Origin of the sequence: Campylobacter sp. RM12642, from assembly GCF_020137635.1 — a bacterium.
GTDB lineage: Bacteria > Campylobacterota > Campylobacteria > Campylobacterales > Campylobacteraceae > Campylobacter_E.
In genome coordinates this window covers 1-16,244 of sequence record NZ_JACGAT010000030.1, presented here as the reverse complement: position 1 = coordinate 16,244, position 16,244 = coordinate 1, and the positions used below count along the sequence as shown (strand labels likewise).

General features: G+C 28.7%; 17 protein-coding genes. All 17 read right to left on the bottom strand.

Annotated features, from left to right (window positions below; all coding sequences use genetic code 11):
- The coding region (locus AVBRAN12642_RS08645) for an XdhC family protein (protein WP_336608229.1) at positions 1-772 on the bottom strand (772 nt) is incomplete at its 3' end.
- Positions 765-1,562: a selenium-dependent molybdenum cofactor biosynthesis protein YqeB gene (yqeB, locus tag AVBRAN12642_RS08640; protein ID WP_336608228.1), complete on the bottom strand. Its 798-nt coding sequence runs from the start codon at positions 1,560-1,562 to the stop codon at positions 765-767. The genes AVBRAN12642_RS08645 and yqeB, both read right to left, overlap by 8 nt.
- Positions 1,555-2,118 carry an NTP transferase domain-containing protein gene (locus AVBRAN12642_RS08635; RefSeq protein ID WP_214150225.1) on the bottom strand — a complete coding sequence of 188 codons (564 nt, stop codon included), beginning with the start codon at positions 2,116-2,118 and terminating at the stop codon, positions 1,555-1,557. Before AVBRAN12642_RS08635 ends, yqeB begins: the two co-directional genes overlap by 8 nt.
- Entirely contained in the window at positions 2,115-2,789 is a 675-nt protein-coding gene (yqeC, locus tag AVBRAN12642_RS08630; RefSeq protein WP_336608227.1) for a selenium cofactor biosynthesis protein YqeC, read from the bottom strand. The genes AVBRAN12642_RS08635 and yqeC overlap by 4 nt, the downstream gene beginning before the upstream one ends.
- Positions 2,779-3,240, bottom strand: coding sequence for a (2Fe-2S)-binding protein (locus tag AVBRAN12642_RS08625; RefSeq protein ID WP_214118859.1), 462 nt, complete (start codon positions 3,238-3,240; stop codon positions 2,779-2,781). Before AVBRAN12642_RS08625 ends, yqeC begins: the two co-directional genes overlap by 11 nt.
- Positions 3,230-4,105 carry a xanthine dehydrogenase subunit XdhB gene (gene xdhB, locus AVBRAN12642_RS08620; protein ID WP_239802931.1) on the bottom strand — a complete coding sequence of 292 codons (876 nt, stop codon included), beginning with the start codon at positions 4,103-4,105 and terminating at the stop codon, positions 3,230-3,232. The genes AVBRAN12642_RS08625 and xdhB overlap by 11 nt, the downstream gene beginning before the upstream one ends.
- A complete protein-coding gene (xdhA, locus tag AVBRAN12642_RS08615) occupies positions 4,093-6,390 on the bottom strand; it encodes a xanthine dehydrogenase subunit XdhA (RefSeq protein ID WP_336608226.1) in 2,298 nt (765 codons plus the stop codon). Before xdhA ends, xdhB begins: the two co-directional genes overlap by 13 nt.
- Before the next feature lie 8 nt (positions 6,391-6,398).
- A complete protein-coding gene (locus AVBRAN12642_RS08610; RefSeq protein WP_214118853.1) occupies positions 6,399-7,733 on the bottom strand; it encodes a uracil-xanthine permease family protein in 1,335 nt (444 codons plus the stop codon).
- A 236-nt stretch (positions 7,734-7,969) separates the two neighbouring features.
- Entirely contained in the window at positions 7,970-8,665 is a 696-nt protein-coding gene (locus tag AVBRAN12642_RS08605; RefSeq protein ID WP_214118851.1) for an ABC transporter ATP-binding protein, read from the bottom strand.
- Positions 8,665-9,417, bottom strand: a complete 753-nt coding sequence (locus AVBRAN12642_RS08600) for an ABC transporter ATP-binding protein (protein WP_214118849.1) — start codon at positions 9,415-9,417, stop codon at positions 8,665-8,667. The genes AVBRAN12642_RS08605 and AVBRAN12642_RS08600 overlap by 1 nt, the downstream gene beginning before the upstream one ends.
- Positions 9,414-10,433 carry a branched-chain amino acid ABC transporter permease gene (locus AVBRAN12642_RS08595; RefSeq protein WP_442862367.1) on the bottom strand — a complete coding sequence of 340 codons (1,020 nt, stop codon included), beginning with the start codon at positions 10,431-10,433 and terminating at the stop codon, positions 9,414-9,416. The genes AVBRAN12642_RS08600 and AVBRAN12642_RS08595 overlap by 4 nt, the downstream gene beginning before the upstream one ends.
- Positions 10,433-11,329: a branched-chain amino acid ABC transporter permease gene (locus AVBRAN12642_RS08590; protein ID WP_214118846.1), complete on the bottom strand. Its 897-nt coding sequence runs from the start codon at positions 11,327-11,329 to the stop codon at positions 10,433-10,435. The genes AVBRAN12642_RS08595 and AVBRAN12642_RS08590 overlap by 1 nt, the downstream gene beginning before the upstream one ends.
- A gap of 142 nt (positions 11,330-11,471) precedes the next feature.
- Positions 11,472-12,236, bottom strand: a complete 765-nt coding sequence (locus AVBRAN12642_RS08585; protein ID WP_214120393.1) for an ABC transporter ATP-binding protein — start codon at positions 12,234-12,236, stop codon at positions 11,472-11,474.
- Entirely contained in the window at positions 12,229-12,954 is a 726-nt protein-coding gene (locus AVBRAN12642_RS08580) for an ABC transporter ATP-binding protein (protein ID WP_336608225.1), read from the bottom strand. The genes AVBRAN12642_RS08585 and AVBRAN12642_RS08580 overlap by 8 nt, the downstream gene beginning before the upstream one ends.
- Complete coding sequence (gene nikC / locus AVBRAN12642_RS08575) at positions 12,947-13,768, bottom strand: nickel ABC transporter permease subunit NikC (protein ID WP_214118841.1); 822 nt, start codon at positions 13,766-13,768, stop codon at positions 12,947-12,949. The genes AVBRAN12642_RS08580 and nikC overlap by 8 nt, the downstream gene beginning before the upstream one ends.
- The gene (locus tag AVBRAN12642_RS08570; RefSeq protein WP_336608224.1) at positions 13,761-14,690 is read right to left on the bottom strand and encodes an ABC transporter permease subunit; all 930 of its coding nucleotides are present in this window, start codon (positions 14,688-14,690) and stop codon (positions 13,761-13,763) included. The genes nikC and AVBRAN12642_RS08570 overlap by 8 nt, the downstream gene beginning before the upstream one ends.
- Position 14,691: 1 nt before the next feature.
- On the bottom strand, positions 14,692-16,227 hold the full coding sequence (gene nikA / locus AVBRAN12642_RS08565) for a nickel ABC transporter substrate-binding protein (RefSeq protein WP_214120391.1): 1,536 nt from the start codon (positions 16,225-16,227) through the stop codon (positions 14,692-14,694).
- Positions 16,228-16,244 lie beyond the last annotated feature (17 nt).

Sequence of the window (16,244 nt, the reverse complement as noted above, 5' to 3'; positions counted from 1 at the left end):
TTTTTTTATGTGCTAGTTTACCTTGATTTTTGATAAGTAAAATCTCACTTAAAATACTAAACGCAATTTCTCTTGGCTCCTGATTTGCAATGTCTAAACCTATTGGAGCATAAATTTTATTAAATAATTCGGCACTAAAATTATCTTTAATCAGCTCATCTTTAATGAATTTATGTTTAGTTTTACTTCCAATAACACCAACATATTTTGCATTTTTATCTATTACATTTTTTAAGCATTTATAATCATCTAAATGAGATTTTGTAACAATAATTACATAAGTATTATCATCAATATCTAAAAAACTCAAATCTTCATAATTACTGAAATATTCTTCATTTGCTAAACCTTGCAAATAATCTTGCCTATCATCAATTAAAATGGAATAAAAACCTAAATATTTTGATAAAAATAATATTTCTTTACCAATATGTCCTGCTCCACATATTATTAATTTTGCTTTTTGATTAATAATTTTTATATAACCACTCGCAAGCCCGCCACACTGCATTTTTAAATCTCCATTCGGTGTTAATTCGTGATTAAAAATTTTACTTTTATTATTTTCTAAACATTCTTTAGCTTCTTTTAAAACTTCAAATTCTAATTTACCACCACCTATACTTCCAATGCTTGTGCCATCGCTAAATAAAGCCATCATAGAACCTGCATTTCTAGGAGTGCTACCACTTGATTTGGTAAGAGTTATTAAGGCAATTTTTTCATTTTTCTCACATCTTTTATATATTTCTTTTATTATCAATTCATCCATTTTTATTCCTATTTTCAAAATACATCAAAGCTTCAAGAACCCCACCACCTATGCTCCTAGCCTTATCTGAAATACTAAAACAATTTTCATATTCACTAATTCTTGGGTCAATATCTGCAATTTTAAGACCCTTTACTACTTCAAAATTATCATTAATAATACCTCTTAAAAGCCCACTTATGCTAGCTTTAACAGGTGTATTATCAATATATGCAATAATTTCTTCTTCTTTTACAATATCACCTATTTTAGCAATAGCTCTAAATATTCCATTATTATTTGCATACATAACTCTTTTAGCTCCAATTCCTTTTACTTCAGCAGGAATTCCTGTATTTTTCTCTGCAAAACCACTTAAAATAACCTTACCTAAATTATGGCCACGATTACTCTCAATTACAGCGTGAGCGTCAATTCCAGCACAAAATCCAGGTCCAATAGCAATCACAACAGGAGCCATATTAATATTTGTTCCTAAATTCCTTTTAGCTAAAATTGAATCAATTAAAGCCCTTGGTTTTATATAATTTAAAATATCTAAATTCTCATCAATTATAATAGGGATAAAATCCTTACAATCTAAAATCTCATCTTTATTAACTAACTTCGCTTTTATACCTTCTATTTCGCAAGTTTTATCATAAACTGCTTGAGAAAAACAAACTTTTGTTCTAATTGAACTTGGTTTTAAACATTCTAATAAAAGTATCTTAAAGCCTGCTCTAAAAAGCCTAGCAGCAATACCGCTAGCAATATCACCCGCTCCTCTAATAATTACAAATTCACTCATCAATCAACCTTAAATCTTCTTTAGTATCTATATCTTTTCCTTCTAATTCATCATATAAATCAACAAAAATTACTTTATCTTTATATTTTTGAATTAGCACTCTTCCACCGCTATCATTATCTAATTCGCACAATTCTTTAAAATATTTTTTATCAAAAATAGTAGGCAAGGAATTAATATTATTAAATCTAGGAACAACAATATAATTTTCTTTATATTTTGAAATGATAGTTTTTATTGAATTAGTTTTTAAAAATATTTGATCAATCGGTAAAAATATGGCGTAATCATAATCTAAAACATTATTTAAAGCTATTTTTATACTTGTATTTTGACCCTTATTAAAGGCATTTAAAACCACATTAAAATCTTTATAATTTGTCTTTAAATACTCGTAATTATTCTCATTAGCAACTATTTTAATATCCATATTAAGCTCTAAAGTTTTTTGAATAATCAAATCAATAAAATAAGTATTTTTATATTTTAAAAATGATTTATTTAAACCAAGCCTTCTTGAATATCCAGCTGCTAAAATAATACAAATTCCTTTCAAAAATTAAGCCTTATATATTTTTCTTCTTTTAAAAAACCAGCTAATAATCTAAAATTATTTAATCTTTTTGCAAGTTCATTTAATACTTTTAAATCATCGCATCTATTAAAAAAAATAAAATTATCAGAATTTAAACTAATATTTTCAAACATTTTTAAACAAATTTTTTCTATTAAATCAATACTTAAAACATCATTTTTACTCACTTCAAATACTTTCAAAAAATCATCAAACCTATGAATGAAATTCTCATTTAATTGATAATTTAATAAATGAAGTGGAATAATTCCTATTATTTTATTGGTATTTTCTAAAATAACAGGCTCATTATTTTTCCAAACTTTATAAGGCAATTCCTTAGCTCCATCAGCTTCATATATAAACAAATCACAATTTTTATAAAAATCACTAAAATCATCTAAAGCATTTACTTTATTGTCAATAATTTTTCCACATAAATTAACGCCTTTTTTAAGATTTGTAATACTTGTTTGATTATATAGATTATTAAAATTTATATCTTTTACTTCATACATTTTTGTACTTGTTGTAAGAATTGTGATTTTATCTTGATTTTGTTTAGCTAGATTATAAGCAAAAGTGGTCTTCCCACCAGAGCCTATAATCGCAATTTTGTCTTTATATTTAATATCTAAAGCTTCATTTAGCATTATTTGCAGTATCTTCTATGGCTTGAAAGATTTTTTTATATCCTGTGCAACGACATAGATTACCAGACACACCTCGCCTTATTTCAAACTTAGTAGGCATTTTATTTTTACTAAGCAAAGCAGTTGATGAAATAATAAACCCAGGAGTGCAAAATCCACACTGAACAGCCCCATTTTTTACAAAATTTTCTTGTAAAAGACTTAAGCCATCAAAAGGGGTTAAACCTTCTATAGTAGTTATTTTTTTACCATCAGCCCAAGCTGCTAAATAAATACAGCTATTTACATTTTTACCATCAACTAAAACAGCACAAGCTCCACATTCACCAACACTACAGCCTTCTTTAGTTCCACTTAGTTGCAATACATTTCTTATTAATTCAAGCAATGACATTCTAGGGTCAATGTGTAATTCATAAAATTTATCATTTATATAAGTTTTAATTTTCATAATTTTTTCCTATTAATTCATAAATAGCTCTTTTTGTAAGCGTTGTTAAAAGATTATTTCTAAAATCTTTAGAAGCTCTCCAAGAATCTCTTGCCTTTGTTTCATTTAAAATATTATTAGCAATTTTTTCAATATTATCTTTAGTTAATTTTAAACCTTTTGCTAATTTTTCACTTTCTTTAGCTCTAATAGGAGTAGGAGCAGCCACTCCGTAAGCTAATTTTAAATCAATTATCTCATCATTATTAGTTTTTAACATAACACTAACTCCAATTGTAGCTATATCCATAGCATTTCTTTGAGCAAATTTTATATATTTACTAACATAACCATTAAAAGATTTTTTAGGAATTTTAATACTTGTTAAAATATCTCCTTTTTCTAATTTAACAACACCAGAACTGATATAAAAATCATTTATAGCAATTTCTTTGCGTGTGTCTTCATTGTAAATAACTAAAATCGCATCAAGAGTAAAAAGACTTGAAGCACTATCAGCAGAAGTTGCACCATTGCAAATATTTCCACCTATTGTAGCCATATTTCTAATTTGCGGACCACCAACTAGAGCAGCTGCTTGTTTTAGATTTGTTAAATTATTTTTTATAATTTCATTATTTTCTATATCATCAAAAGTACATAATGCACCTATATGAATAAACTCATCATCAATTGTTATGGTTTTTAATTCTTTTAAAGTATTAATTCCTATTAAATGCTTATTTGCGTATTTTTTATCCAAACTTCTAAGTTTAATTAAAATATCAGTTCCGCCTGCAATTAATACCGAATCATCTATAGTTTTTAATAGCCTACTAGCTTCATTAACGCTTTTTGCTTCCGTGTAATTACTTAAATAATACATTCTTTATCCTTAGCTTGAAAAAATCTTTCTGGTGTTATTGGAATTTGATTAAACTCTATATTTGTAGCATCAAGCACTGCATTTCTAATAGCAGGTGCAGGAGAACACATAGGAGGTTCACCTAAAGACTTATTACCAAATGGACCATAAGGGTCATAATTATCAACAAAACTAACATCTAAATCAGGAACATCAAGTGCAGTTGGAACTTTATAATCTAAAAGATTATTATTTAAAATTTTACCTGTTTTTTTGTCATATTTTAATTCTTCTAATAAAGCATAAGGAATTGCCATTCCCATTCCACCTTCTACTTGAGAGCTTGCTAAAAGTGGATTTAATACCTTACCAGCATCATGAACATTTAAAATATCTAATATCTCTATTTTTCCTGTATTCATATCAACTTCAACCATAGCCATAGTAATACCATAACTATAAGAATTTGTATGGCAATTTACACTTGCAAATGCCGATAAACTTTTAGCCTTTTGCCAATCATAAGTAGTGTGTAAAGCAAAATCAGCCAAACTCATTAACACTTCTTTATTCTTAAAAACAATATTTGCATTTTCTAAATCAAGATTTGCAAAATCAACATCTTTTAATCTCGCTGCTGCTTTTAATATTTTTGTTTTTAATTTTAAAGCAGCTTCTTTTACTGCAAGCCCTGTTACATAGCTTTGTCTTGAAGCATAAGCTCCTGTATCAAATGGAGCCGTATCTGTATCAGTATTCGCATCAACTATAACCCAATCATAAGGAATACTTAAAACTTCTGCTGCCATTTGAGCTAAAACCGTATCAGAACCTTGTCCGATTTCAGTTGAACCTAGCATTAGTTTAATATGTGCGTCTTGATTTAGTATTACTCTAGCTGCTGCTGTTTCTAAGCCCTTTGGATAAACACCTGTTGTATAAGTAAAGGTTGCAAGCCCTACCCCACGCTTTTTATAAGGGTGTTTAAATTCTTTACAAGCTTTTTGTTTTTCATAGTAATTAAATTTCTCTTTAGCAACCTCAATACATTCTTTTAATTTAGCTGATTTTTGAATAACTTGATTTAGTGGATTTAAAACATTATTTCCTACTATATTTTTTTCTCTAAAACTAATAGAATCAAAACCCATTTTTCTAGCTACATTTTCCATAAAACTTTCTATAAAAAACATAACCTGTGGAACTCCATATCCTCTCATAGCCCCAGCTGTTGCTATATTTGTATGAACGGTTTTAATGTCATATCTAAAGTTAGGAATATTATATAAAGATAATAAAACTCCACCACCTTTAATACCAACCGAATGAGTATGAGATGCGTAAGCTCCCTTATTTGATAATACTTCTATATCTAAAGCATTTATAAAGCCATCTTTACTAATACCCATTTTTGCTTTATATTCCATTTCGTGTCTTGTTCTTGTATATGCGATACTTTCTTCTCTATCAAGTGCAATTTGAACAATTTCTCCACCCATAGCCATAGATAAAGCAACGCAAAGTGGCTCTATTGTTACTTCTTGTTTATTACCAAAACCACCACCAACAAAAGGTTTTATTACTCTAAAATAACTCCAATGTTTTTCAAAAACTTCGCCTAAAATTCTTCTTAAAATATGTGGAATTTGAGTTGAACTTACTACCACATAACGATTATCTTGGTCTTTATAAGCATAAGCAATCTGATTTTCCATATGGCAATGTTGTTGTAAAGGAACTTTAAATGTATCACTAAAAACATAATCGCTATTAGCTAAAGCCGATTCTACATCTCCAACTTTACTAATAGTATGAGCCATTATATTGCTATCTAAATCCTCATGAATTTTCGCAGCTCCTTCTTGCATTGCTTCTTGTGGGGTTAGATAAAAAGGAAGCTCATCATATTCAACCTTTACCTTACTTACAGCAATTTTTGCAGCTAAATCAGTGGTTGCAATAACAGCTGCTATTTCATCTCCAAACAATCTAACATGCTCTGTTAAAATGGTTCTATCATACCTATCTCTAGTCTTTGGGTCTAGTCCAAATGGATGACCTGCGGTTGCAAACTTAGTTTTTGGCATATCTTTATAAGTTAAAATTTTAATAACCCCATCAACCTTTAAAGCTTCGCTAAAATCAAAACTTTTAACATATCCATGTGCTATGCTAGATCTTACTATTCTTGCATAAAACTTTTTCTTAGTAGGAATATCAGCAGTATAAATTGCCTTACCTGTAACTTTAGCGTAAGCATCCCATCTTGTTTCACTTTTACCTATCGTTTTAAATTCTTCTTTCATACTCACCCTTATTTATCTTTTGCAAAAATTAAAGAAGCTATCATAGAAATTACACAAACTCCTACTATGCTATCTTTAAAAACCCAACTTATATAACCTGGCAAATTACTAGTAATTTCAGGATGGACTCCAAACCCATACCCAAGACCAAAAGTAATACCTAATATCATTACATTTTTGTTGCTAAATCCAGCATAAGCTACAATCTTAATACCATTTATCAAAATCATAGCAAAAATCATAATAACTGCACCCCCTAAAACACTATCTGGAATAGTCCTAAAAACAGCTCCTAATTTAGGAATAAAAGCTGATACTATAATAAAAAAAGCACCTAAAGCTATGCAATATTTATTTATAATTTTTGTCATTGCTATTATTCCTGCATTTTGACCATAAGCTGTATTAGGTAAAGCATTTAACAAACTAGCCACCATACAACCAACACCATCTGCTAAAATAGCTCCACTGATTTCTTTTTCTTTAGCACACCTATTAAAAGCTGCTACGGTAATTCCATTAACATTTCCAATAGTTTCTAAACTTGTGATTATATAAACGATAATGGCACTTACAATAGGAGCTAGTTCAAAATGAAATTCATTAATTAAAATAATTGGAATAGGCAAGCTAAACCAACTTGCTTCACTAATAATACTAGTATCTACTCTACCTACCATATAAGCTAAAAAATATCCCACAACAAGACCTATTAAAATAGCTGAAACTTTAAAGATGCCCTTTGCAAATCGTTGAATAGCAATAATGATTGCAAAAGTGCTAAAAGATAAACATAAATTAATAATATCCCCATAAGTTCCCATTTTTTTAGCAGCTAAACCACCCGCACAATAATTAACACCCACATCTAATAAATTAATGCCAATTGCAATTAATACAACACCTATTACTAATTCAGATAAAATCTTTGTGATATATTTGTAAGCAAAACCAATAAATATAGTAATTATACTGCCTATAAGAGAAGAAGCTAAAATTGCACTAAAACCATAAGTATTTGCAACACTTATAGCTGTTGGCACAAAAGCAAATGTAGTCCCCATAACTATTGGAAGATTAGCACCTATTTGGATATTTTTATATTTGATTGGATAAAGTTGCAGAAGAGTTACTATGCCAGAAGCTAGCATAGCTGATTGGATTAAACTGATACTTTCTTGCGTGGATATTACAATACTCGTACTATTTAACACCCCTATAATTATCAAAATGGGGGCTAAATTTCCTGTAAACATAGCAAGAACATGCTGCATTCCCAAAGGAAGTGCTACAAAAAACGGGGGTTTTCCTTCTAGTTGGTAAATTAAATTCTTATTTTTCATCACACACTTTCATTTTAGATAAAAGTGATTATATAAAATCTTACTTAAAATCATCTTGATATTTATTGATAATGCTAAAACATAAGTAGAATTAAATTCCTAAGTTAAATAATAAAAATATATTTATACTAAAAAAATAATCATCATAAAATCTCATATATAAATATTAATTTATAACAAGGCTAAAATAAATCATATTAAAATATAAAACCGAAAAATTAATTCCGATTTTATATTTAAATTCCTAAATATTTTTTGCGAATATTATCATCATTTGCAAGGTCAATTCCTTTGCCTTCTAAAACGATTTTGCCGTTTTCTAAAACATAAGCCCTATCACTTATTTTTAATGCTTGTTGGGCGTTTTGCTCTACTAATAAAATAGTAATTCCTTCATTTTTTAAAACCTTAATTATCTCAAAAACTTCTCCTACAATCTTAGGTGCAAGTCCTAGACTTGGCTCATCTAACATAAGTAATTTTGGCTCTCCCATTAAAGCTCTTGAGATTGCTAACATTTGTGCTTCTCCACCACTTAAATTCCTTGCTAAGGTATTGTTTTTTTGCTTTAAGCGTGGGAACAATCTATACATTTGCTCTTTTAAATGCTCGTAATTATCAGCATTATAAAACGCTCCCATTTTAAGATTATCTTCAATGCTAAGATTTGCAAAAACTCTTCTTCCTTCTGGCACAAGGCTAATTCCTTTTTGAACTAGAGTATGAGTTTTATGCCTTTCTATTTCATAACCTAAAAAATTAATCTCCCCACTACGCTTAGGAATATTCAAAATCGCATTTAAAGTGCTAGTTTTACCAGCCCCGTTACTGCCTACTATACTTACGATTTCTCCTGAGTTTATATGAAAACTAATATCATCAACAGCTTTAATCAAACCATAATGAACGCTTAAGTTTTTAACCTTTAACATTAAAAATCTCCTAAATATGCTTTAATTACTTCATTATTATTAACCGCTTCTTTTGGTGAGCCTAAGAAAATACTCTTACCATAATCAAGCACTAAAACCCTATCACATAAGCTATTTACAAACTTCATATCATGCTCAATCAACACTATGCTAAGCTCTTTTTTAAGAGTAGTTATAATATCTGCTAATTCATTGCTCTCAGTCCCATTCATTCCTGCTACAGGCTCATCAAGTAATAATAATTTTGGTTTTAGTGCTAATGCTCTTGCTATTTCTAATTTTCTTTGCTCTCCATAACTTAATTCGGTTGATTTTGCATTAGCTAAATGAGAGATTTTAAGAGTATTTAGTATTTTTATCGCTTCTTCTCTTGCTTGTTTTTCAGCCTTTTTATATCTTGCAATATGCAAAAACGCTTCAAAAATATTGTAATTAATACTACAATTTAGTCCTATTAAAACATTTTCAAGCACACTCATAGATGAAAATAATCTAATATTTTGAAAAGTCCTTGCAATGCCTAATTTTGTGATTTCTAATTGATTTAGATTTGTAATGTTTTTATTATCAAAAATAATCTCACCCGAACTTGGCTTATAAGCTCCTGAAATTATATTAAATAAAGTAGTTTTCCCTGCTCCATTAGGTCCAATAAGTCCAAAAACTTCACCTTTTTTAACGCTAAGATTTGCATTATTTATAGCCTTTACTCCACCAAAATTCTTATCAATATTCTTAAGCTCTAAAATCATTTTTTAAACCTTTTAAAAATAATATCGCTTAGCTCCTTATCGCCAAAAATCCCACGCCTTGCAAATAGCATTACTAAAATTAATATGATAGAAAACACAAGCATTCTAAGTCCTGGCAAACCTTTTGTCTCATAACCAAAAATATTCATAGGTTCATCTAAAAATCTAAGCCACTCACTTCCACCAATTACTAAAATAGCTCCAATAATTGCTCCTGTAGTGCTTCCTAACCCACCTAAAACTATGATAATTAATAATTGGAATGTAAATAAAAAGTCAAATTGTTCAGGCGTAACACTTGTGATATAACAAGCTAAAAGCCCACCTGCTACACCTTCTAAAAAAGCACTAGTCCCAAAAGCTAAAGTCTTAATCCTAAAAGTATTAATCCCCATAGCTAAAGCTGCATCTTCATCATCTCTTACAGCCTTCATTGCTCTGCCGTATTTTGAATAAATGATATTAAGTATTAAAATAACGCTAATAATAGTAATAATTCCAACTATATATAAAAAATTATTCGGTTTTGGAATTTCATTTAACCCTTGCACTCCGTTTGTAAAAGCTGCGAAATTAAGTGCAATTAATTTAATAATTATCCCAAATCCAAGCGTAACGATAGCTAAATAATCTCCCCTTACACGAAAAACAGCAAAGCTTAAGATTAAAGATAAAGCCAAAGCACCAAAACCACCCGCTAATAAAGCTATAAAAAAGCTATCAGTATGAAATGATAAAATAAATGGATGCGGGTCTAATAAGCTAAATTGATCTTGCTTAGCTTCAATATCAAGCAATAATAAAGCCGTAATATAAGCACCAACTGCAACAAAACCATTAGGCTCTAGGCTAAATTGCCCTGTTACACCATTGATTAGATTATAAGATACTGCCAAGATTATAAAAATACTAATATTTATAAAAGTTCTTAAAGCATAATCACTCAAGCAATATTGAGCCGCAAAAATGCTTAAAACTGCTAAGATTAAAATGATTATTGAAAATATATTTTTCATTAAAATCTACTCCTTTCATAATCTTGTCCCATAATTCCTGTTGGTTTAAACAATAAAACAAATACTAAAAATATAAATGCAAAACCATCTTTAAACCCTGCTAAATCAGGCACAAAAGCTACTATTAAAACTTCGCAAAATCCAATTATAAGCCCACCAAGAACAGCTCCGCCAACGCTACCAATACCACCTAAAACAGCAGCTCCAAAAGCCTTAAGCCCTATTAAAACTCCCATATTAGGGTCAATTTGTGGATATTTACACGCCCAAAAAATCCCGCCAATACAAGCTAACATTGAGCCTAGTGCAAATACAAAAGCTATAATTTTATTAGCATCAATTCCCATTAAAGCAACGGTTGAAATATCAAAAGCAAGTGCACGAATAGCAATTCCATATTTGCTTTTATACAAAATCAATAAAACAGCTATTAAAATAATAATAGTTAAAGTTGGAATTATTAAATCAAGCAAAGACATTCTAATATCAAATAAATTAATAGGATTTATCAAAATACTCGGTGCATTAAATGGTTGTGGTGTGCTTGTAAATAATACATTTATTAGATTTTCTAAGAAAAACGAAACTCCAATAGCAGTTATTAATAGTGAAATTCTAGGAGAATTTCTAAGTGGCTTATAAGCAATCTTATCAATGCTAATTCCAAGTGCAATACAAATTAATATAGCAAAACCAAAAGCAGGTATAAACGGAAAGGCAAAAAAATTAAGTGCAAATAAACAAGCATATGAGCCTATCATCATAATATCGCCGTGAGCAAAATTGATAAGCCTTAAAACTCCATAAACCATAGTATATCCAATAGCAATTAGTGCATACATTGAGCCTAGTGAAAAGCCATTGAAAATCTGTTGAATAAGTAGCGTCGAACTCATTAAAAACCTTTTTTGAAAATAAAAAGAAATATTAATAAACTAAGCTTAATTTCATAATAATTTTTAAGATTAATTATAAGAATTTGTAAATTCGTAACACTTTTTTACAAAATTACAAAAATTATATTTAATCTTTTAAATATTATTTATAAAAATCCTTAGGAAAAGGCTTTAATATACTATTGCTTAATTCTTTAGCCATTAAGCTTTCAAATTCTAAATCCTTGCATACTTTTTTGCTCTCAATTACCTTGCCTTTATCAAGGACTAAAACTTCATCACAAAATAATTTTATAATCCTTAAATCATGAGTTATTACGATATAACTTAAATCCTTTTGAAGATTTTTTAAAGTCTTTAAAATCTTTGCTTGAATTAATACATCTAATGAACTTGTAGCTTCATCTAAAATAAGTATTTTTGGCTTAATTGAAATAGCTCTTGCTATGCTTAGCCTTTGTAATTGTCCCCCACTTAACATTGAGCATTTTTTATCTAATAAGTCTTGATTTAATTCTAATAATTCTAAGCATTCTAAAGCTCTTTTTTTAATCTCGCTTTTGCTAAAATTAGTAAGATTTTCTAAAGGTTCAATCAAGGCTTCATAAACGCTAAAATCAGGGTTAAAAGATGCTCTTGAGTCTTGAAATACTATTTGAATTATTTTTTTATACTCTTTATTATCTTGTATTTTTACATTGTTTAAAAATACATTTCCAGAATTTGCTTTGTAAATATTAGCAATGATTTTTGCTAAAGTGCTTTTGCCACTTCCACTAATTCCTAAAATACCTAAAGAATTATTCTCATCTAAATTAAAGCTAACTCCATTTAAAACTTGAGTATATTTATCGCTAAATAAATTTGAGTTTTTATATGAATATGAGATATTTTCTACCTTAAGCATTGCTAACTCCATATAATGATAAATGTGAATTAATTAATTCTTTTGTTATATTTGCTTGTGGGTTTTTAAATATATCAATACAAGTTGCTTCTTCAACAATCCTTGTATTATCCATAACATAAACATAATCAGCAAGTCTTGCAACCACTCCAAAATCATGAGTTATTAACAATATCCCTATTTTGCTTGATATTTCTTCTAATATATCTAAAACTGCAGCTTGAGAAATCAAATCCAAATCACTCGTAGGCTCATCAGCTATTATAAATTTTGCACGAGATACTAAGGCTAAAGCTATCATAATTCTTTGAAGCATTCCGCCACTGCATTCGTGTGGATAAAGATTTAAAACGCTTTCGTTCAATTTAACTTTATTTAAAATCTCTTTTATATATTCATTATCAATTTTTAAATTCCTTGCCTTTAAAGTCTCATAAAAGCAGTTTTTGATACTAAATAAAGGATTAAAAGCTGTTCTTGGATTTTGCATAATACAAGCAATATTTTGCTTTGAATTATCATCTAAACAAATACTCCCGCTAAGCTTTAAATTATTTGCTACATATCCCATAATAGCTGTTGCTATTAGGCTTTTTCCACTTCCACTAAGCCCTAATAAAGCCGTGATTTTTCCACTTTGTATATTCATACTAACATTATTTACTAAGGCTGTATCTTTATAAAATATATTTAAATTTTTTACTATTATTTTATCCATGACTTTCAACTTGTATTAAATTTTCAAATTTATCTCTTAAAATATCGCCTAATAAATTAAAAGCAATAATTACAATTAACATAGCAATTCCAGGATATAAAATAAGCTCATAATGAGTTAAAATATAATCTTTTGTTTCAGCTATCATTATCCCCCATTCAGCCTGTGGTGCTTTTACCCCAAGCCCAAGCAAACTAAGACCTGAAATATGCAGCATTATATGCCCCAAATCAAGTGTGCTTAATACTAATAGCTGCATACAAATAGGCTTTGCAAAATGCTTTTTAAAAATCTTAAAATTACTAGCCCCACAAGTTTTGCTAATTAATACATATTCAGTATTTTTTAGCTTTAAAACAATGCTTCTAATAATCCTTGCATACCAAGCCCAGTGAGTTAAAGCAATGGCTATAATTATATTTAATAAACCAGTTCCTAAAATCCCTACGAAAAATAAAGCCAAAACAATAGTAGGAAAGCATAAAAATATATCACAAATTCTCATTAAAAAATTATCAATTTTATTATTTGAAAATCCAGCTATAAAACCTACGCTAACGCCTAAAACTATTATTATAATAATGGTTGAAAAGGTAGCTAGAATTGAAATATAAGCACCTTCTAAAATCCTTGAGAAAATATCTCTTCCTAAATGATCAGTCCCAAAAATATGCAATAATGAATTACTAGCAAATTTATTCGCTAAATTAATCTCATTTGCACTATAAGGTGCATAATATTTACCAAATAAAGCAAGTAAGATTATAAAAGCACATAAAAAATACACAAAATATTCATAAATTTTCTTACTCATATCTAATCCTTGGGTCAATTATCGCATATAAAATATCTGTGATTAAATTAATTAAAATAAACACAAAACACATCATCATACTAAAAGCTTGAATTACAGGATAATCACTATAATAAATAGCACTTACAGCATAACGACCAACTCCAGGATAAGCAAAAATATTTTCAATCACCAAAGCCCCACCAAAAAGTTCAGCTATATGCATACCAAAAGCAGTTATTAAAGGTAGTAAAGAATTAAATAAAATATGTTTTGAATATATCTTATACTTTCCTACGCCACGCATTTTTGCATAAGCTATAAATCTTTCATTACAAGCTTGTAAAAAATTAATCCTAATAAATCTAGCATTAATAGCAATTGACATAAAAGATATTGCTAATGCAGGCATTATTAAATGATTAATCCCACCTATGCCAAAAGGAGGCAATAAATTAAGCTCAACAGAAAAAAATAAAATAAATAATAAACCAAGCCAAAAACTAGGAGTGCTAACACCTAAAAATGAAAAAATCCTTACAAAATAATCAAAAAAATGATTTTTATAAATTGCAGAAAACACCCCAAAAGGAATAGAGATTATAAAGGTTATAAGTAAGGCAAATGATGTTAGCTTTAAAGTATTTCCTAAGTATTCAAACAAATCAGGTGCAATTTTACGATTAGTAAAATATGATGTCCCAAAATCTAATTGCAAGGCGTTTTTTATCCAAACTACATATTGAGTAATTATTGGCTCATTTAAGCCTAGCATAATTCTTGTATGCTCTATCGCTTCATTAGTCGGTGCTATCCCACTAACTTGCAAATAATTCATAACTGCATCAGTTCCATTCAGCCTAATTAATAAAAAAATAAAAATTGATGCTAAAAACAAGCAAATAATGGCATATAAAGTTCTTTTTAATATGAATTTTTTCATACTACTCCTTAATTTCTATATCATCAAAAGGAATTTCATATTTTAAAATACTCGTTTTAACTCCTTTTAATTTAGGACTTGCAACGCATATATTTGTATGATATACAATAGGAATATATACCGCTTCATCGTGTAAGATTGTAAGTATTTCTTTAGCTAGTTTAGATTTTTCATCTTTATTCATTGTTTTAGATAATTTTTCTATATTTTCATCAATTAGTGGTTTTTGCTTTAATCCAATTTGAGCCATATAATCAGCGTGAGATGGTGCAACCATAGAAGCCATAAAAATTTCAGGCTCATAAGGAGCTCCCCAAGTAGCATTAAAGATTAATTCAAATTCCCCATTTCTATGTCTTTTATAAAATATAGTGCTTTCATTAGCTTGTAAGATTAGATTAATTCCTATTTCTTTTAAATTCGCTTGTAATACTTCTGATATAGCCTTTTGCTCTGCATTAATGCCTATATAAGAAATCACTATATCTAATCTTTTGCCATCTTTTTCTAAAAAGCCATTTTTAAATTCCCAACCATTATCAAGTAATAATTGCTTAGCTTTTTTAGGATTATATTCGTATGCACTTCTATCAATTTTGCCATTTGGCACATTATCATCATAGAAAAAATCAGCCTTTGGTCTTGTCCCATAAAAAACATATTTGCTAATTTCATCTTTATTAATAGCCATATTAATAGCCTTTCTTACATTAATATCATTTGTTGGATATTTTGCCGTATTTTGTGCTATTAAAATAGTGCTAAGTGGCTTTGAGATTAGCGTTTGATAATCGCTTTTTTGCAAGCTTATAAAATCTTCTAAGCTAATTTCTCCATCAGTATAAATATAATCAATTTCTTTTGTTTTTAAAGCTATTACTTTTGAGCTTGGATCAGGGATTATTTTGCATACTATGCTATCAATTTTAGCTTTTTCGCCCCAATAATTTTCGTTTTTAACAAACTTATCATAAACGCCTAATTTAGTATCAACAAATTTCCATTTACCTGTGCCAATTGGAGCTTTTATACCATCTTTTGTATTATTATCAATCATAGCACTTGGAGCTATAAATCTAAAAGGACGAATAAGACTAAGTTCTCTTAAAGTAGGTTCATAAATATGTTTTAAATGAAGCTTTACTTCATAATCATTAACCACTTCAAGATAATCAAAAGCTCTTACAAGTGCAAAAGAAATATGCCTTTGTTTATTAGCAAAAATTGCATCAAAATTAAGCTTTACTGCATTTGCATTAAAGTCTTCTCCATTAGAAAACTTAACTCCTTTTCTAAGATAAAAAGTATATACCAAACCATCTTCGCTAATCTCCCAAGAAGTAGCTAGGCTAGGTATTATTTGATTATCTTGCGAGTATGAGACAAATCCTTCATAAACCATATTTTGAGCAAACATTTCATTTGGAGAATACAAATGTGGATTTAGTTCTCCTACATTTTTAGAAGTAGCTACTTTTAGCTCACTTGAATTTAAAAAACTAATTAATAAAATAAATACAAAAAATAATTTTTTCATTTTAATCCTTTATATTG